Origin of the sequence: Frankia sp. Hr75.2 (assembly GCF_949319125.1) — a bacterium.
Taxonomy (GTDB): Bacteria; Actinomycetota; Actinomycetes; order Frankiales; family Frankiaceae; genus Parafrankia; species Parafrankia soli.
Window position 1 is genome coordinate 1 of record NZ_CASGGV010000024.1, and the last position, 17,394, is coordinate 17,394.

The following is a 17,394-nucleotide window of genomic DNA, read 5'->3' on the forward strand; positions in this document are numbered from 1 at the left end:
CGTCGACCCGAAGGCCAACTCCGAGGAAATGCCGAACTACGACGAGTTCCGCACCTGGTACGCCGAGGGAATGCAGTAGGGAATGCAGTGGCTCCCGGGAGCACGGCTCCCGGGAGCAAGCGAGAGGAGGCGGATGGATGACCGCGATCACTACGAGGAAACTGAACGACTATGTCGGAGCAGAGGTTCTCGACCTCGACGTCGACCGTCTACTGAACGACAACGATCTGCCGGAAGCATGCCTAGCGGCTCTCGAAGAGCACGGCGTTCTGTTATTCCGCGAGCTGAACATCAGCCATGAGGACCAGTTCGCATTCGGCCGGAAGCTCGGCGACGTCGTCAAGATTCCTGGCTATGCGATCCCCGAGGTCATGGAGATCAGCTTCGACCCGGCGAATCCGAACGCGCAGTACTTCCCGAGCAACGACCACTGGCACTTCGACGGCTCCATGGACGACATCCCGGCCAAGGCCGCGCTGATGAGCGCGAGCGTGGTCGTCGCGGAGGGCGGCGAGACGGAGTTCGCCAGCACGTACGTCGCCTACGACACCCTCTCCGCCGAGGAGAAGGAGCGCTTCGAAGATCTCCGGGTGGTCCACACGTTCGAGTCGATCCAGCGCCGGAGCTACCCCGACCCGACCCCGGAGCAGAAGGCCGACTGGGCGTCGTGGCCCGTCCGTGAGCACCCCCTGGTGTGGGAGCACCAGTCGAGGCGGCGTTCGCTGGTGTTCGGGGCGAGCGCGTCGCACATCGTCGGGATGGACGTCGACGAGGGCCGGGCGCTGCTCGCGGACCTCGAGCGGCGTAGCACGCTGCCGGACCGGGTGCTGCGGCACTCCTGGTCAGTGGGCGACATGGTGATCTGGGACAACCGGGGGCTGGTGCACCGGGCCGGCCCGTTCGACCGTACGAAGCCGCGCATCCTGCACCGCACGACCCTCGCCGGAGATGAGCCGATCAAATGAGCGCACGCACAGCCATCGTCACCGGCGGCGCGTCGGGCATCGGCGGCGGCATCAGCCGCCGCCTGGCCGCCGACGGCGCCCAGGTGGCGATCTTCGACCTCAGTGGTGACGCGGCCAAGGCCGCGGCCGAGTCGATCGAGAAGGCCGGCGGCCGGGCGATCGGCGTGCCCGTCGACGTGGTGGACCGCGCCGCCATCGACGCCGGGGTCGAGGAGGTGCGGGCCCGGCTCGGCCAGCCGACGATCCTGGTGAACAACGCCGGCCTGACGGTCGAGAACGCGTTCCTCGAGACCACCGCCGCGGCCTGGCACCAGATGATCTCCATCAACCTCACCGGAACGTTCGACTGTTGCCAGGCGGTACTCCCCCACATGATCGAGGCGGGCTGGGGGCGGATCGTCAACATCTCGTCGTCAAGCGTTTACGGCCCTCCCCCCGGACTGGCCGGCTACGTGGCGGCGAAGTCGGGGGTGGTCGGCCTCACCAAGGTGCTCGCGCTGGAGTTCGCCAAGCACGGGATCACGGTCAACAGCATTCCGCCCGGCTTCATCGACACGCCGATGACGCGCGATGTCGTGGATCGCGGGTTCATCGACCTCGATCAGCAGATCGCGAAGACACCGGTGGGCCGGATGGGCCGGCCCGAGGACATCGCCGCCGCCACCGCGTTCCTGGTGAGCGAGGAGGCCGGCTACATCACCGGCCAGAGCCTCGGGGTCAACGGGGGCCGGATCATCTGATCCGGCCTGCCTGATCCGGCGTCGCCGTCTGATCCGGCACCGCCGGTCGCCGCCGCCCGGAATCGACCCGACCGCGCCCCGGCCGGTCCGGGCGGGCGGCGGCCGACCAGCAGCCAGCAGCCGGCGACCGGCCGCCCACAGCCTGACAATGGCGCCGGACCGCCCGCTGGATGCTGCGCCCAGCGGGCGGGACCACACCTTGACACGCGAGCCCGCCGACCAGAAGAGGCAGACCACACAATGAGTCGACTCACACCCCTGCCGCGCGATGAATGGCCCACGGATCTGACGACGTTCATCGCCGATTTCCGAGCCACCGTCATCGGGGACACGGGGAGCGCGGGCGGCCAGTCCGGGGCGAACCTGCTGGGGACCCTGGCCCGCTACCCGGCACTGACCATCGCGTTTCTCCGGTTCAACGGCCACGCCCTGTACGGCACCTCGCTGACCGCCAGGCAGCGGGAGCTGATCGTGCTCCGGGTGGCGTCCCTCCGGCAGGCTGACTACGAATGGGCGCAGCACGTGGTCCTCGCCGAGGCGGCCGGCCTGCGGGACGACGAGATCGCCCGGGTGACCGAGGGGCCGGACGCCGCGGGCTGGGCCCCGCTCGAGTCCGCGCTGCTGCGCGCGGCCGACGAGCTGATCGCCGACGGCTCGGTGGGCGACCAGACCTGGAAGACTCTCTCCAGCGAGCTCGACGAGCACCAGCTCATGGACGTCGTCTTCACCGTCGGCACCTACGAGATGGTGGCCTTCGCGCTCCGCTCGTTCGGGGTGGAGGCCGAGGACGATCTCCTCCCGTATCTTCGGCGCGGCCGGTGAGTCTCACCCGTCGCTAGAAGCCGACCGCGGCCCAGGCAGCCTGGGCTGCGTTGTTGCAGGGCGATATCAGTGAATGGTGGTGACAGTGTGGTCGGGGTCGTCACCTCGGCCGGGCGGGTTCTCGAGGTGCTCCGGCGGCTCATCCTCAACAACACCTTCCTGCCCGGGGCCCGGCTGGCCGAGACCGAGCTGGCCGAACAGCTGGGGGTCAGCCGGACCCCGGTCCGCGAGGCCCTGCGCCAGCTGGCCGCCGAGGGGCTGGTCGAGCTCTCGCCCAATCGGGGCGCCCGGGTCGCCGGCTGGTCGCCGGCCGAGCTGGAGAGCGTCTTCGAGCTGCGTTCGACGCTCGAACCGCGGCTGACCGGGATGGCCGCGGAACGGGCCGACGAGGGCGACCTCGCCGAGCTGGAGAAGCTGGCGAACGAGATGTCGGCCGTCGGCTCGCCCGGTCCGGAGCAGGACCTGGAGGCTCTCATTCCGCTGAACGCGGCGTTCCACGAGCGGCTGGTGAAGCTGGCCGACGCGCCGGCCTTCGCGGCGGCCCTGGCCGGGGCGGTCCGCACCCCGCTGGTGATGCGGAACTTCCACGCCTACGACGACGACTCGATGCGGCGCAGCCTGGCACACCACATCGAGATCGTCGCCGCCATGCGCGCCGGCGATCCGCAGTGGGCCACCGCGGTGATGGTCGCCCATCTCCGCAACGCCCGGGCCGTCATGCTGCGGACCACTTTCCCAACCGCGGACCCCGGCGGCGTGAGACGGGGTCGATAGCCCAGGCACGCCCGCGGCACCGGCTTCCGGTGGCCTGGGCGGTCACGACGGAACCAGGAGGCGTGGATGCGTCTGAAGGACAAGGTCGCGGTCATCACGGGCGCGGGCTCGGGAATCGGCAAGGCGATAGCTCACCGGTTCGCCGCCGAGGGGGCGAGTGTGGTCTGCGCCAGCGTCAGCGGCCGCGCGGTGGACGTCGCCGCCGAGATCGGCGACGGGGCGCTCGGGGTGCGGGCGGACGTCAGCGACGAGGCGGACGTCCAGCGCATGATCGGCGCCGCCGAGGAGGCGTTCGGCCGGATCGACATCCTGGTGAACAACGCCGGGTTCGGCGGCAAGTTGAAGCCGATACACGAGCAGAGCACGGAGGACTGGGACCGCGTTCACGGCGTGAATTTGCGGGGCGTCTTCTTCTGCATGAAGTACGGCATCATGTCGATGCGCCGGACGGGTGGCGGCTCCGTCGTGAACATCTCGTCGACGACGGCGGTCATCGGCTGGAAGCACCACGGGATCTACGGGGCGGCCAAGGCCGGCGTGAACCAGCTGACCAGGGTCGCCGCTCTCGACTACGCCGACGACAACATCCGGGTGAACGCGGTGTGCCCCGGCACGATCTGGACCGGTCTCGTGCAGATGTCCAAGGAGCACCCGGAACCGCCGCCGGGGGTCTTCCGCCTCCCCGGAATCCCGATGGACCGCTGGGGCATGTCCGACGAGATCGCCGCGGCGGCCCTGTTCCTGGCCAGTGACGAGGCGTCCTACGTCACGGGTGTGCTGATGCCGGTGGACGGCGGCTACTCCGTCGGCTTCTCCGGGATGGGCGCCGAGAAGTCGGGCCAGCCGACCGCCTGAGGCGGTGCCGCGGAGCGGCCGGCCTACGACGCCGGCCCGGCCGCCCCGGGGCCGTCTAGCGCGGGGACATCCGCAGCGCGCCGTCCATCCGGATGACCTCGCCGTTGAGGTAGTCGTGGTCGATGATCGACAGGGCCAGCTGGGCGTACTCGTCCGGCCGGGCGAGCCGCTGCGGGAACGGCACCGACGCGGCCAGGCCGGCGCGGAACTCGTCCGAGACGGTGGCGAGCATCGGCGTCTCGACGATGCCGGGGGCGATCGTGCACACCCGGATGCCGTACTGGGCGAGGTCGCGGGCGGCGGGCAGGGTGAGGCCCACGACGCCGCCCTTGGACGACGCGTAGGCCGCCTGGCCGACCTGGCCCTCGTACGCGGCGACGGAGGCGGTGTTGATGATGACGCCGCGCTGGCCGTTGTCGTCCGGCTCGGTCTCGGCGATCGCGGCGGCGGCGGTGGAGAGCACCGCGAACGTGCCGACCAGGTTGATCTGGATCACCTTCGCGTAGAAGTCGAGGTCATGGCGCCGGCCCCGGCTGAGGATGCGCTGCGACGGGCCGATGCCGGCGCAGTTCACGACGACGCGCAGCGGCACACCCGTCCCGGCCGCGGTGTCGACGGCGGCGGCCACCTGGTCGCCGACGGTCACGTCAGCTCCCAGGTAGGTGATGCCGGTGACCGGCGGCGCCGACTCGATCGACGTCGGCAGGTCCAGCGCGAAGACGGTGGCGCCGTGCGCGGCGAGCGCGGCGGCGGTCGCGGCCCCGAGGCCGGAGGCCCCTCCGGTGACGATGGCGGCGGTGTCGGTCAGTTTCATTCGGCGGCTCCTGGATCGCGGTCAACGGACTTGATGGTGGCAGGCTGGCCGGTCACGTGCTCGTGGCCGGCCGTCTCGCCCGCCGCCAGTGCGAGCCGGCGGGCCTCCCGCCGGAGAACCTTGCCGTAGGAGCTCTTGGGTAGCGCGTCGACGTAGATGATCTGCTTCGGCTTCTTGAAGCGGGCGATGTGGGTGAGGCTGAAGTCGATGAGGTCGTTCGCCGGGGGCGGCGCGTCCGCGGGCACGACCGCGGCGACGACGTTCTCGCCCCAGAGCTCGTCGGGTACACCGAAGACCACGACCTCGGCGACGGCGGGATGTTGGATCAGCACCTCCTCGACCTCCCGTGGGTAGATGTTGGACCCGCCGGAGATGATGACGTCGCTGCTGCGGTCGAGGAGGAACAGGCGGCCGTGCTCGTCGAGGCGGCCGATGTCCCCGGTGTGCAGCCAGCCGCCCCGCAACGCCCGGCCGGTCGCCTCCGGGTTGTTCCAGTAGCCCCGCATCACCACGTCCCCGCGGACGCAGATCTCGCCTTCCTCGCCGGCGGGCAGCGGCCGGTCGTCGGCGCCCATGATCTGCACCTCGACCCCCGGGTGTGCCACGCCCGCCGAGTCGAGGGGGGTGTCGGGTGCGGCGCCGTGGTCGAGGTAGGTGATGGTCATGGGTGACTCGCCCTGGCCGTAGATCTGCACGAACACCGGCCCGAACCGCTCGATCATCGCGCGGGAGTGCTCGACGTGGATGGGCGCGCCGCCGTAGACGGCGCAGCGCAGCGAGCTCGTGTCCGTCTCGGGGGCGCCGAGCAGCTTCACGATCATCGTCGGCACCAGGAAGGCGATGACGGTGATCCGTTCGCGCGCGACGAGCTCGAGCACCTCGGCCGGGTCGAACCCGCCGCCGTCGTGGATCAGGTTCTCGGCGCCGCGGGCGATCGCGCCCAGGGAGTACAGGCCGCTGCCGTGGGACAGCGGCGCGACGTGCAGGGCGAGGTCCGAGGGCCGGTAGTCGCACACGTCGGCGAGCAGCGTCCAGGTCGTGACGGTGAGGTTGCGGTGGCTGAGCTCGGCCCCCTTGGGGCGGCCGGTCGTCCCCGACGTGTAGAACAGCCAGGCGAGGTCGTCCCCGGCGACGTCGACCGGCACCAGTTCAGCGGAGCCCTCGGCCAGCAGCCGGTCGAACCCGGCCGCACCGGTCCCGGCGGTCCCGGCGGCGTCGCCGGCCGTGTCGCCGGAACCGTGGACGTCGACCACCACCTCCTGGACCCCGGTGAGATCGAGGCCGGCGACTGTGCCCGCGCCGGCGTGGACGAACGCCCGGGCGCCGCTGTCGTCCAGGATCACCTGGATCTCCGGGCCGGCCAGCTTGGCGTTCACCGGCACGGCGACCAGGCCGGCGTGCCAGGCCCCGAACAGCACGACCAGGTACTGCGGGCAGTTGGGCAGCAGCACCGCGACCCGGTCGCCGCGTTCCAGGCCGCGCCCGAGCAGCGCCGAGCCGAACCTGGCCGCCTGCTCGCGCAGCTCGCCGTAGGACGTCCGGCGTCCGGCGAACCGCACCGCGCACCGGTCCGGGTGCCGCCGCGCCGAGGCGGTCAGCAGGCTCGCGACGTTGACCATCGTCAACCTCCATCTGGTCGAGCGGACCGCGGCTGCGGGGACGGCCACCCGGACTCCCCGCCGAGCTCGTCGAGGACCTCCCGGGTGTGCTCGCCGAGCCTGGGCGCGGGGCCGGCGACCCTGCCGGGGGTCCGCGAGAACCAGGTCGGGATTCCGGGGAAGCGCACCGGGCCGTTGCGGCTCGGCACCGTCTCGAAGAAGCCGGCCTCGTTGAGGTGCGGGTTGTCGAAGAGCTCGTCGAGCGTGCGCACCGGCGCGGCGGGGATGTCGAGGGAGCGCAGCAGGTCGAGCCACTCCTTCGTCGTGCGCTGCAGGAACGTCTCGGCCAGCAGGGCGTAGACGACGTCGATCCGGCGGGCACGCTGGGCGAGGGTGGCGAACTGCTCGCCGGCCCATTCCGGCCGCACGGCGCCGACGAAGGCGGACCACTGCTTGTCGTTGTAGACCAGCGCGGAGATCTGGCCGTCGCGGGTGCGGTAGGGCCGGCGGTTCGGGGTCACCGCGCGGGGGTAGAGCGCGGGGCCCAGCGGCGGGGTGAACATCGCGCCGTTGGCGTGCTCGACCAGCATGAAGGCGGCCATGGTCTCGAACATGGCGACCTCGACCTCCTGCCCCTCGCCGGTGCGCTCGCGGTGGAACAGCGCCATCACGGTGGCGTAGAGGGCGGTCAGCCCGGCGACCTTGTCGGCGAGGATGGTGCCCACGTAGCTCGACTCGCCGGTCAGCTGCTCCTGGGCGAACGGCAGCCCGCACTCCGCCTGGATCGTGTCGTCGTAGGCGGTGAGGTCGGCGTCCGGGCCGCGCCGCCCGTACCCGTAGCAGTTGGTGTAGACGATCGACGGGTTGATCGCGGCCACCTCGTCGTAGCCGAAGCCGAGCCCGGCGATCGCCTTCGCCCGCATCGAGTGGACGAACACGTCCGCGCCCGCGACGAGCCCGCGCAGCGCCTCCCGGCCCTCGTCGGAGCGCAGGTCCAGCACGACGCCGCGTTTGCCGCGGTTGACGTTGACGAACACACCGCCCATGGCGGGCTCCGGCCCGACCGAGATGTAGCGGGTGTTGTCGCCGGCAGGGGGCTCGATCTTGATCACGTCCGCCCCCATGTCGGCCATGATCTGCGTGCAGTGGGGACCCATGACCATCGCGGTCAGATCGACGACCCGAACGCCCGACAGCGGACCAGCCTTCACGTATCGACCACTCCTCGATCGACAGGACCCGGCCGGCCAGGAACCGCGCCACGCCGAGAATAAGGGATGAATCCTTGTAAGGATAGTGATATCAAGATGTCGTGAGCAGCACTCGTGAAACACCGCAGCGCACGGATCCGCAGCCCCTGAGCGGGACGTCCGCCCAGGTCGCGCGGGTCCCCGGCCCGATCGCCGGCGTGCTCGACGCCGCTCTCGCGGCCCGCCCGCAGGCCGCGGCGGTCGAGGCGGTCTCGGGTATCTGGTCGTACGCCGAGCTCGACGAGCAGGCGGACCGCGCGGCCGGAGCGTTGTGGTCGCTCGGTGTTCGCCCGGGTGACCGCGTCGCGGCCTGCCTGCCCAACGACCTCGACATCGTCGCCGCGTTCCACGGCGCGCAGCGGATCGGCGCCGTCTGGGCGGGGATCGGCGAGGCGCTCGCCGCGAGCGAGCAGCGGGAGCTGCACGAGATCTGCGAGCCCACCGTCGTGCTGGCCGGCCCCCGCTACCTGCTGGACTCCCCGGGCCGCGTCGACCCCGACCGGTGGGCCGGACTCCTCGCCCGCGGCGAGCGCGCCCCCCGGGTCGACCACGACATCGACGCCCCGGCCGGCATCGCGTTCACCAGCGGGACGTCGGGACGTCCCAAGGCGGTCGTGCACAGCCAGCGCAACCTGCTCCTGCCGGGCGCGGTGCTCGTCGCCACCCGGGGCTGGGGCCCCGAGCTGCGCAAGGGCGACAGCTTCCCGTTCACGATCCTCAACCTGATGGTGCTCTCCACCCTGCTCACCGCGCAGGCCGGCGGGTGCGCGGTGGTGATGAGCCGCCGGGACGTCGCCGGCGTCGTCGAATGGATCTCCAGCCGGCAGGTCACCGTGTGGAACGGCGCGCCCGCGCAGCTGCACGACCTGGCCGCCCGCCCCGAGGCCGAGATCGGCTCGCTGCGGGAGGTCTGGAGCGGCGGCAGCGACACCCCGGACGTGCTGCGTCGGGCGTTCGCCGACGCGCACGGGCTGGTCCCGCGGACCACCTACGGCCTGACCGAGGCTCCGACCGTCGTGTCGATCGACCCGTCGGGTGACGAGTGGCGCCCGCGGGCGAGCGGGCAGGTGCTGCCGCACCTCGACGTGGCGGCCTACGACGACGAGGGCCGCCGGCTGCCCGCCGGTGAGCTCGGCGAGCTGCGGCTGAGCGGCGCCACGACCGGCCCGTGGGCCGGCGTCTGGCGGCCCACGCTCGGGTTCTGGGAGAACGGTGCCGTCCGGCCGCTGGAGCCGGGACCGATCGCCACCGGCGACATCGGGACCGTCGACGCCGACGGGTGGCTGACCGTGCTCGACCGCAAGAAGCTGATCATCATCCGGGGCGGCGCGAACGTCTACCCGCTCGAGGTGGAGCGGGTCATCGCGACGTACCCGGACGTCGCCCGGGTCGCGGTGTGCGGGGTGCCCGACGAGCGGCTCGGGCAGCGGGTCGCCGCGGTGGTCGAGAGCGGCACCGGCGACCCGCTCGACACCGGCGCGCTCACCGAGCTGTGCCGGCGCGAGCTCTCGCCGTACAAGGTCCCGGAGTTCTGGACCCAGGTCGACGCCCTGCCGGTGAACGCGATGGGCAAGGTGCAGCGCACCGGGCTGACCGAGCTCGTCGGCCAGCCGCGCCCCGCCGGAAGCTAGGGCCGGGGGACGAAGAGTGAGCATCCGGCTGAGCGAGGACGAGATCTGGGAGTTCGTCAGCGCCGCGCACACGGGGGTGCTCACCACCCTGCGCGCGGACGGCGCGCCGGTCTCGCTGCCGACGTGGTTCGTGGTCGTCGACCGGACGGTCTGCCTGTCCACCCCGTCCGGGGCGCGCAAGCTGGGCCGCGTCCGGCGCGACCCGCGGGCGGCGTTCCTCGTCGAGTCCGGGCGGGCCTGGGCCGAGCTGCGCGCGGTGCACCTCAGCGGCCGGGTGGGCCCGGTCGAGGACGACGCCACCCGCGATCGCGTCCGGAGCCTGCTGGACGAGAAGTACGCCGCGTTCCGGGTCTCCCCGCAGCGGCTGCCGGCCGCGGCGCGGTCGGCGTACACCGACCGCGCCGTCCTCCGGCTCGTCCCGGACGAACGGGTGCTCAGCTGGGACAACAGCCGCATCCGCCTGTCCGGCGGCTGAGCGCCACCGCCGCCGCACGCTGGCGGTCCGGGTGCTGACGGTCCGTCAGCGTGGGGCTGTGCGACAGGACCGAGCGGCTGCCTCCCGGCGGTGCGGCCCGCCGGTCCTGTCGGCCGCACGTCTCAGGTGTTCCGGCCGCCGTTGACGCCGAAGACCTGGCCGGTGATGTAGCCGGCCTCGTCGCTGACGAGGAACGCGCAGGCGGCGGCGACGTCCTCGGCGCGCCCGATCCGGCCGACCGGCGTCCGGGCCGTCTGCTGCTCGACGTTCATGAGGCCCCCCCGCTCCTGCGCGCGCAGCATCGGGGTGTCGATGAACCCCGGCGGGATGGTGTTGACGGTGATGCCGCGCGGCCCGAACTCGAGAGCGAGCACCTTGGTGAGCCCGAGGATCCCCGACTTGGCGGTGACGTAGGAGCCCAGCCGGGGCGTGCCGCTGTGCACGCTCGACGAGGAGATGTTGACGATGCGCCCCCAGCCCTCGGCGAGCATGTCGGGCAGGATGGCCTGGCAGCAGTAGAAGGTGCCGTTGAGGTTGACGGCGAGCGACTTCTCCCACATCGCGTCGGTGATCTCGAGGAACGGGCTCGGGCGGGTCATCCCGGCGTTGTTGACCAGGATCGTCGGCCGGCCGAGCCGGCCGCGTGCCTCGTCCACCGCCGCGTTGACCGCGGCCCGGTCCGCCACGTCGGCGGCCAGGCCGACCGCCTTCCCACCGACCTCCTCGATGGAGCTGGCGACGGCCTCGGCGGCGGAGCCGTCCAGGTCGAGGATCGCGACCAGGGCCCCGTCGGCGGCCAGCCGCCGGCTGATGGCCTCCCCGATGCCCGACCCGCCGCCGGTGACGACCGCTGTGCGGCCGGTCACTGGATCGGCTCGTCGCCGGCGAGGGTGATGCGGTGCATCCGGCGCGGCTCGGTCTGGTCGAACGGGCGGACCCGGTGGACCAGCCCGCGGTTGTCCCAGATCACCATGTCCCCCGCCGTCCACGAGTGCGAGAACACCCGGTCCGGCGAGGTGGCCCGCTCCTCCAGCTCGTCGAGCAGCGCCCGGCCGTCCTCGCGGCTCATCCCGACGATGTGCGACGTCGTCGAGCCGAACACCAGCGAACGCCGGCCCGACCGGTGCTGCCACACCAGCGGGTGCTCCCGCGACGGCCGTTTCGCCCAGTCCGCCAGCTGCTCCGGGGTCGGGTTCGGGTACGCGGGGCGCACGATCGCCTCGAGGGTGTGGACCACCCGGAGGTCGGCGAACCGCTCCTTCTCCGCGTCGGTGAGATCGTCGTAGGCGGCGTAGGTGCTGGCGAACTCCGTCTCCCCGCCCTGCTCGGTGACCACCTCGGCGGTCATCACCGACGCCTTCGGTGGGATGTCGTAGTCGAGCGCGCCGTCGATGTGCCAGGCGACGTTGCCCCGGAAGTACTCCGCCCGCGGATGCGAGGGATCCCAGTTGATCTCGTTGATCTCCGGGATGTCGTAGGGCGGGGAGGTCGGGAAGGAGAGCAGCTCACCCAGCCGCCGGCAGAACGCGACCTGGGTGGCGGGGTCGATGTTCAGCCCGCGGAAGAGCAGCGCGCCGTTCTCCTCGAGTGCCGTCAGGCACGCCGAGGGCAGGTCCTGGTCGTTGAGCAGGCGATCGGCATCGACGCCGAGCACCTCCGCCCCGACCTTCTCACCCAGCTTCTCCGTGACGATCGCGGCCATCGGTCATGCTCCTCTCACCGTCGCGTCCCACCGGCCCGGCCCCGTCGCGCCCGACGGCGCGGCCCACCCGGCGCGGCTCGCTCCAACACCGCCGCGCCGCCCCGGCGTCGAGCCGGGGCGGCGCTGGCGCCGTCTCATCAGGCCGGGGCAGGGGCCGTCTCGCCCGCCAGCCGGCTGGCCGCCAGCGCACGCAGATCAGCGGACTTGATCTTCGCGCTGCCGGTGACCGCGATGTCCTCCTCGCGGAAGAAGAGCACCCGGCGCGGCACCTTGTAGCTCGCCAGCCGCTCCCGCAGGAAGCCGCGGATCTCCTCGGCGTCGAGGGTCACGCCCTCGTGCGGGACGATGCAGGAGACCACCATCTCGCCGAGCGTCTCGTGCGGGACGCCGACCGTCTGGGCCAGCTTGACGCCGGTATAGCTGGCGAGCGTCTCGTCGACCTCCCGGGGCGAGACGTTCGCGCCCCCGGTCTTGATGATGTCCGTGAGCCGGCCCTTCCAGAACAGCAGGTCGTCATGGTCGAGGTAGCCGCCGTCGCCGGTGCGGAAGAAGCCCTCGGCGTCGAGCGTCTCGTCGAGCGGGGTGCCGACGTAGCCCAGCATGAGCGTGGGCCCCTTGACGCAGATCTCGCCCTGTTCGCCGCGCGGGACGACGACGCCGGTGAGCGGGTCCACGATCTTGAGCGTCACGCCCGGGAGCGCCTCGCCACTGCTGTCCCGGTGCCGCTCCGGCGGCGTGTCGGCCGGCAGGCCGGTCGTGAGCGTGAAGGTCTCGGTGTTGCCGTAGGCGTGCCCCGGTTCCTCCCAGCGGGCCGAGACCGTCGGGTGCCGCGCGATCGCGGACCTGACGTCCGCGAAGCGCATGCTGCTCAGGTCGACGTCCTTCCAGTTCGGCGCCGCCTCGAGCTGGGCCCACTGGTGCGGCCAGGCGAACGGGAAGTTGACCTTCTCCGCGTCCATCAGCTCGAGCGCCTCGGCGGGCAGGAACGTCGGCTGCAGGACGACGGAGCCGCCGCTGGCGAAGGTCGCGCCGAGCGCCATGCCGAAGTTCCCCGACCAGAAGAAGCCGTTGGCCGTCCAGCAGCGGATGTGGTCCTCCGGGTCGAACCGGTACATGCGCCGGAAGCGCCATAACTGGATGGCGACACCGCGGTGCGAGTTCAGGATGCCCTTCGGCCGGCTCGTGGTGCCCGACGAGAAGAACAGCAGGGCCGTGTCACTCGGCTGCACGGCCGCGCCCGTGGCCTCGACCAGCTCGCGGGGCTCGTCGCGGCCGCGGGCGAGGAAGTCCTCCCAGGTCTCGATCGCGCCGGTGGGGCCGCCGTCCCCGAGCACGACCACGCGGCGCAGGAAGGGGAACCGGGCCGACTCCAGCGCGCCGGGCTCGGCCCGGGCGATCTCCGGCTCCAGCTCGGTCAGCACGGCCGCGAAGTCCTTCTTCAGCACGCTGCGCTCGAGCAGCAGCACCGACGCGCCGGAGATCCGCAGCAGGTCGTCCAGCTCGGACCGGGTCGAGAACGTGCTGAGGGCGACGGCGACACCCCCGGCGAGCGAGATGCCGAACACCGCCGAGATCCACTCGGGGCGGTTCGTCATCAGGACACCGACCCGGCTGTCCTTGCCGACCCCGCAGGCGCGCAGCGCGCTCGCCACCTCGACCGCGCGTTCCCACAGCTCGCTGTAGGTCCAGCGCACGGCGGCCGCGGCGTCCGCCCCGGCCCCCGCGGGGCGCGCGACGAGCGCCTCGCGCTCGCCGTACCTCGCCGTGACCTCACGCAGGAAGCCGGGGAGCGTCAGCGCCCCGAGGCCCGGCTCGTCGCCCAGCGGCGGGCCCGACACGATCGACAGGGAACGCCGGCTCCCCGCGCTCTCCCCCGTACCGTTCGGTCCCGCCGCGGCCGGTTCCGCGGTGAGCGGTTGCGCACCCATCGATCAGCTCCCGGCCACGCGGTCGCGCCGGAACGGCAGCTCGACCTCGGCGGTGCAGTCCACCAGCACGCCGCCGTCCTGGTTGGTGAGCCGCAGCTTCACCTGGACCAGCGGCACGCCCCACACCGAGCCCTCCTCCTTGCCGACCACCTCGCCGTCGAAGTAGGTGACGTCGCCCTCGAAGGCGGGGAGGCGGAAACTGGCCTTGGAATGGCGCACCATTCCGTCGTGACCGGCCCAGTAGGAGAGGTAGTCGGTGCACCAGGCGCCCATCGTGGCGCCGTAGCCGTAGGCGCGGGCCATGCCGACCTCGCTGGCCTTGTCACTGTCGATGTGACCACGCGACGGCCCGACGTAGAGCCCGTCGCGCAGGCGCGGGTCGATCCGGGCGCCCTCCTCGTCGAAGCCGAAGCCCTCCACCCAGCCCGGGTCCTGGTAGACCCAGGGGTCCTCGATGCCGGGGGGCGCCGTCCAGTGGAACGTCCCCCAGATGTTGAAGATGAAGGCGCGGTACTCGGTGGTGAAGCTGGCGATGCTGTGCGGGCCGATCACCCGCCGCGGCAGGGTGTCACCGACGCTGACGTCCTCGAAGGCGGGCGAGAGGCCCGTGCGGTTCGAGGTGAGCCAGCTGTGGCGGAGCTTCTCGATCTCGCCCAGCTCGGTGCTCGTCCAGCGCTTCACCGCGCCGACCTGGTTCTCGTACATGCCGCGCTTCTCCGCCTCGGCGGCCAGGTAGCGGATGGCCGTCGAGCGCTCGCGGGCGACCAGGGCGCCGTGCTGGTTGCGGTGCGCGGTATCCCCACGAGAGAACATCGTCGGCCCGGCGAACTTCGTGTCCGCGACCTTGTAGTCGTGGAAACGCCGCTCCTGGACCAGCTTGTCGCCGACCCGGATGGGGCTGCCGTAGAACCACCACTCCTCGCCACCGAAGATCAGGTGGCTGCCGGGGATGTACCCGACGCAGGCGGGCGCACAGCCGTGGCCGTAGTCCAGGCCGACCGCGATGGACTGCGGCGCGATCAGGCCGCCGTACCGGGACTCACGCGCGAACTCCTCGTCCCAGTGCAGCGGGTTGGGGTAGTCCATCGCCATCACCCAGCGGCGGATGTCGGTCGCGGTGCACGGGTCCCACAGCTGTCCCCCGCCGATCGGCAGTCCGACCCGGTGGTCGACGTCGGAGAGGTCGAGCTCGATCTTCGATTCGGTGGGCTTCTCGCTCATCTCGGTGCTCCCGCCCTATCTGTTGACGTCGACGACGATGCGGCCGCGGACCTTGCCGTCGAGCAGACGGCGGGCCGCCTCGACCGCGTCGGCCAGCGTGATCTCCTCGGCGATCAGCTCGAGGGCGCTGACATCCAGGTCGCGGGCGAGGCGCTCCCAGGCGGCCAGCCGCGGCTTCGCGGGCGCCATCACGCTGTCGATGCCGAGCAGCGACACCCCGCGCAGGATGAACGGCGCGACCGACGCCGGGAAGTCCATGCCCTGGGCCAGCCCGCAGGCGGCGACCGTGCCGCGGTAACGGGTCTGCGCGCAGGCGTTCGCCAGGGTGTGGCTGCCGACGGAGTCGACGACGCCCGCCCAGCGCTCCTTCTGCATCGGCTTGCCGGGCCCGGAGAGATCGGCGCGGTCGATCACCGTCGTCGCGCCGAGCTGGCGCAGGTAGTCGGCCTCGGAGGCCTTCCCGGTGGCGGCGGCGACCGTGAACCCGGCCTTCGCCAGGAGCGCGACCGCCACGCTGCCGACACCGCCGGTCGCCCCCGTCACCAGGACCTCGCCCCGGTCCGGCGTCACGCCGTGGGAGAGCAGGGCGTCCACGCAGAGGCCAGCCGTGTAGCCGGCGGTGCCGATCGCCATCGCCTGGCGGGCGGTGAAGACCGCGGGCAGCGGCACCAGCCAGTCCCCGTTCAGGCGGGCACGCTGGGACAGCCCGCCCCAGTGGGTCTCGCCCACACCCCACCCGTTGAGGACGACGCGGTCGCCCTTCTTCCAGTCCGCGTGCGTGCTGTCGGTGACGACACCGGCGAGGTCGATGCCGGGCACCATCGGGAACTTGCGAACGACCGGCGAGCTGGCCGTGATCGCGAGGGCGTCCTTGTAGTTCAGCGTGGAGTACTCCACCTCGATGTCGACGTCACCGGCCGGCAGCTGCGCCTCGTCCAGGCTGGTGACGGCGGCCGTCTGACCGGCCTCGCCCTTTTCGATCAGAATCGCGGAGAACATCGGAGATCTAGTCCTTCCTCAGCGCGCCGGTAGCCCGGCGCGCGAACCCTCGCCTGTCGGGCTAGTAGCCGTGGATGCCCTTGGTCTCCAGGTACTCGTGGAAACCGAACTCGCCCCACTCGCGCCCGTTCCCGCTCTTCTTGTAGCCGCCGACCGGACCACCGAAGTCGAACCCGTCGTTGATCGCGACCCACCCGGCCCGGATCCTCCGGGCGACGGCGCGCGCCGCCTCGAGGTCCGCGCCGGCCACATAGCCGGCGAGGCCGTACTCGGTGTCGTTCGCGAGCTCGACGGCGTGATCCACGCTGTCGTAGCCGTGAATCGTGAGCACCGGCCCGAAGATCTCCTCCCGGCCGATGGTCATGTCGTTCGTGACGTCGGCGAAGACGGTGGGCTTGACGTAGAAGCCCGTCTCCAGCCCGTCCGGGCGACCGGTCCCGCCGGCGACCAGCGTGGCGCCCTCGTCGATGCCCTGCTGGATCAGGCCCTGGATCTTCTCGAACTGGCGCCCGGAGACCACCGGCCCGATCGTGAACTCGCCGTTGGGATCGCCCACGGTCACCTGCGCCGCGGCCTCACGGGCGGCGCTGATCGCCTCTTCCATCCGGGCGCTGGGCACCAGCAGGCGGGCGGGCGCCGTGCAGGTCTGCCCGGAGTTGCCCATCATGTTGAGGACGCCCTTGGCGACGTTCTCGGCGAAGTCCTGGTCGTCGAGAACGATGTTCGGGCTCTTGCCGCCCAGCTCCTGGGTCACCCGCTTCACCGTGGGCGCGGCGTTCTTGGCGATCTCGATGCCCGCGCGGGTGGAGCCGGTGAACGAGATCAGGTCCACGTCGGGATGCGCCGACAGCGGCACGCCCACGCTGGGGCCGTCGCCCTGGACCAGGTTGAACACGCCGGCGGGGACCCCGGCCGCCTCGAAGATCTCGGCGAGGATCTGCCCGGTGAAGGGCGACTCCTCGGACGGCTTGAGCACCACGGTGCAGCCCGTGGCGAGCGCGGGGAGGACCTTGACCGCGATCTGGTTGATCGGCCAGTTCCACGGCGTGATCAGGCCGCAGACCCCGATCGGCTCGAGGACCACGCGGGTGACCCCGCGCTGCTCCTCGAAGGAGAAGTTCTTGAGGATCTCGATCGCAGTGGTCAGGTGCCCGGCGCCGAGGCCGACCTGGAAGCCGTTGGCCAGCGCGGCCGGCGCGCCCATCTCCTCGGTCAGCGCGGTGGCGAGGTCGCCGGCACGCTTCTGGTAGACGTCGAGGATGCTCTCGAGGACCGCGATCCGCTCCTCGCGGCTGGTCGCCGACCAGCTGGGGAAGGCGGCCCGGGCGGCCGCGACCGCCCGGTCGACGTCGGTGGCGGAGCCGAGTGCCACCCGGCCGGCAACCTGCTCGGTCGCCGGATTCACGACATCAAAGGTCCGCTGCTCGGCCGGTTCCGCCCACTGGCCGCCGATGTAGAACTTTAAGTATTCACGCATGACACCCTCCGTTCCTCTCCGAGATACTGTCAGGAATTCGCTGATATACGGGTCGGGGCCGGGATCACTGCGTTCCCTCGGCGTACCAGGTGCGGAACTCGTCGTAGCTCGGCATTTCCTCCGAGTTGGCCTTCGGGTCGACC

At 71.7% G+C, this 17,394-nt stretch carries 16 protein-coding genes; 7 read left to right on the forward strand and 9 right to left on the reverse strand.

The window, feature by feature from the left end; translation table 11 throughout:
* Window positions 1–137 precede the first annotated feature (137 nt).
* From AC559T_RS02880 to AC559T_RS02900, 5 genes are all read left to right on the forward strand, one after another.
* A complete protein-coding gene (locus AC559T_RS02880; RefSeq protein ID WP_071067158.1) occupies window positions 138–965 on the forward strand; it encodes a TauD/TfdA dioxygenase family protein in 828 nt (275 codons plus the stop codon).
* Window positions 962–1,705 (forward strand): SDR family NAD(P)-dependent oxidoreductase, encoded by a 744-nt coding sequence (locus AC559T_RS02885; protein ID WP_071067159.1) that lies wholly within the window; start codon window positions 962–964, stop codon window positions 1,703–1,705. Before AC559T_RS02880 ends, AC559T_RS02885 begins: the two co-directional genes overlap by 4 nt.
* A gap of 240 nt (window positions 1,706–1,945) precedes the next feature.
* The gene (locus AC559T_RS02890) at window positions 1,946–2,527 is read left to right on the forward strand and encodes a carboxymuconolactone decarboxylase family protein (RefSeq protein WP_112108995.1); all 582 of its coding nucleotides are present in this window, start codon (window positions 1,946–1,948) and stop codon (window positions 2,525–2,527) included.
* A gap of 87 nt (window positions 2,528–2,614) precedes the next feature.
* Window positions 2,615–3,301, forward strand: coding sequence for a GntR family transcriptional regulator (locus tag AC559T_RS02895; RefSeq protein WP_112108994.1), 687 nt, complete (start codon window positions 2,615–2,617; stop codon window positions 3,299–3,301).
* A 66-nt stretch (window positions 3,302–3,367) separates the two neighbouring features.
* Complete coding sequence (locus AC559T_RS02900) at window positions 3,368–4,156, forward strand: SDR family NAD(P)-dependent oxidoreductase (protein WP_498867645.1); 789 nt, start codon at window positions 3,368–3,370, stop codon at window positions 4,154–4,156.
* Between the two features lie 55 nt (window positions 4,157–4,211).
* On the opposite strand, the gene AC559T_RS02905 is transcribed toward AC559T_RS02900, so the two are convergent.
* Genes AC559T_RS02905 through AC559T_RS02915 form a run of 3 tightly spaced genes read right to left on the reverse strand, consistent with a single transcriptional unit; the run spans window position 4,212 to window position 7,779 of the window.
* A complete protein-coding gene (locus AC559T_RS02905; protein WP_071067163.1) occupies window positions 4,212–4,970 on the reverse strand; it encodes an SDR family NAD(P)-dependent oxidoreductase in 759 nt (252 codons plus the stop codon).
* Window positions 4,967–6,589 carry an AMP-binding protein gene (locus AC559T_RS02910; RefSeq protein WP_498867646.1) on the reverse strand — a complete coding sequence of 541 codons (1,623 nt, stop codon included), beginning with the start codon at window positions 6,587–6,589 and terminating at the stop codon, window positions 4,967–4,969. Before AC559T_RS02910 ends, AC559T_RS02905 begins: the two co-directional genes overlap by 4 nt.
* Window positions 6,590–6,591: 2 nt before the next feature.
* The gene (locus AC559T_RS02915) at window positions 6,592–7,779 is read right to left on the reverse strand and encodes a CaiB/BaiF CoA transferase family protein (protein ID WP_112108991.1); all 1,188 of its coding nucleotides are present in this window, start codon (window positions 7,777–7,779) and stop codon (window positions 6,592–6,594) included.
* A 101-nt stretch (window positions 7,780–7,880) separates the two neighbouring features.
* Here AC559T_RS02915 and AC559T_RS02920 point away from each other — a divergent pair, with 101 nt between their 5' ends.
* Together AC559T_RS02920 and AC559T_RS02925 are read left to right on the forward strand one after the other, a co-directional pair.
* Entirely contained in the window at window positions 7,881–9,449 is a 1,569-nt protein-coding gene (locus tag AC559T_RS02920; protein ID WP_498867647.1) for a class I adenylate-forming enzyme family protein, read from the forward strand.
* A gap of 16 nt (window positions 9,450–9,465) precedes the next feature.
* Window positions 9,466–9,924, forward strand: coding sequence for a pyridoxamine 5'-phosphate oxidase family protein (locus AC559T_RS02925; RefSeq protein ID WP_071067165.1), 459 nt, complete (start codon window positions 9,466–9,468; stop codon window positions 9,922–9,924).
* A gap of 122 nt (window positions 9,925–10,046) precedes the next feature.
* On the opposite strand, the gene AC559T_RS02930 is transcribed toward AC559T_RS02925, so the two are convergent.
* From AC559T_RS02930 to AC559T_RS02955, 6 genes are all read right to left on the reverse strand, one after another.
* A complete protein-coding gene (locus AC559T_RS02930) occupies window positions 10,047–10,790 on the reverse strand; it encodes an SDR family NAD(P)-dependent oxidoreductase (RefSeq protein ID WP_112108990.1) in 744 nt (247 codons plus the stop codon).
* Window positions 10,787–11,626 carry a TauD/TfdA dioxygenase family protein gene (locus AC559T_RS02935; RefSeq protein WP_112108989.1) on the reverse strand — a complete coding sequence of 280 codons (840 nt, stop codon included), beginning with the start codon at window positions 11,624–11,626 and terminating at the stop codon, window positions 10,787–10,789. Before AC559T_RS02935 ends, AC559T_RS02930 begins: the two co-directional genes overlap by 4 nt.
* A 137-nt stretch (window positions 11,627–11,763) precedes the next feature.
* Window positions 11,764–13,554: a class I adenylate-forming enzyme family protein gene (locus AC559T_RS02940; RefSeq protein ID WP_235014938.1), complete on the reverse strand. Its 1,791-nt coding sequence runs from the start codon at window positions 13,552–13,554 to the stop codon at window positions 11,764–11,766.
* Window positions 13,555–13,557: 3 nt separating this feature from the next.
* Window positions 13,558–14,775 (reverse strand): FAS1-like dehydratase domain-containing protein, encoded by a 1,218-nt coding sequence (locus tag AC559T_RS02945; protein ID WP_112108988.1) that lies wholly within the window; start codon window positions 14,773–14,775, stop codon window positions 13,558–13,560.
* Between the two features lie 15 nt (window positions 14,776–14,790).
* On the reverse strand, window positions 14,791–15,774 hold the full coding sequence (gene acuI, locus AC559T_RS02950; protein WP_498867648.1) for an acrylyl-CoA reductase (NADPH): 984 nt from the start codon (window positions 15,772–15,774) through the stop codon (window positions 14,791–14,793).
* Window positions 15,775–15,835: 61 nt separating this feature from the next.
* On the reverse strand, window positions 15,836–17,251 hold the full coding sequence (locus AC559T_RS02955; RefSeq protein WP_112108987.1) for an aldehyde dehydrogenase family protein: 1,416 nt from the start codon (window positions 17,249–17,251) through the stop codon (window positions 15,836–15,838).
* Window positions 17,252–17,394: the final 143 nt, after the last annotated feature.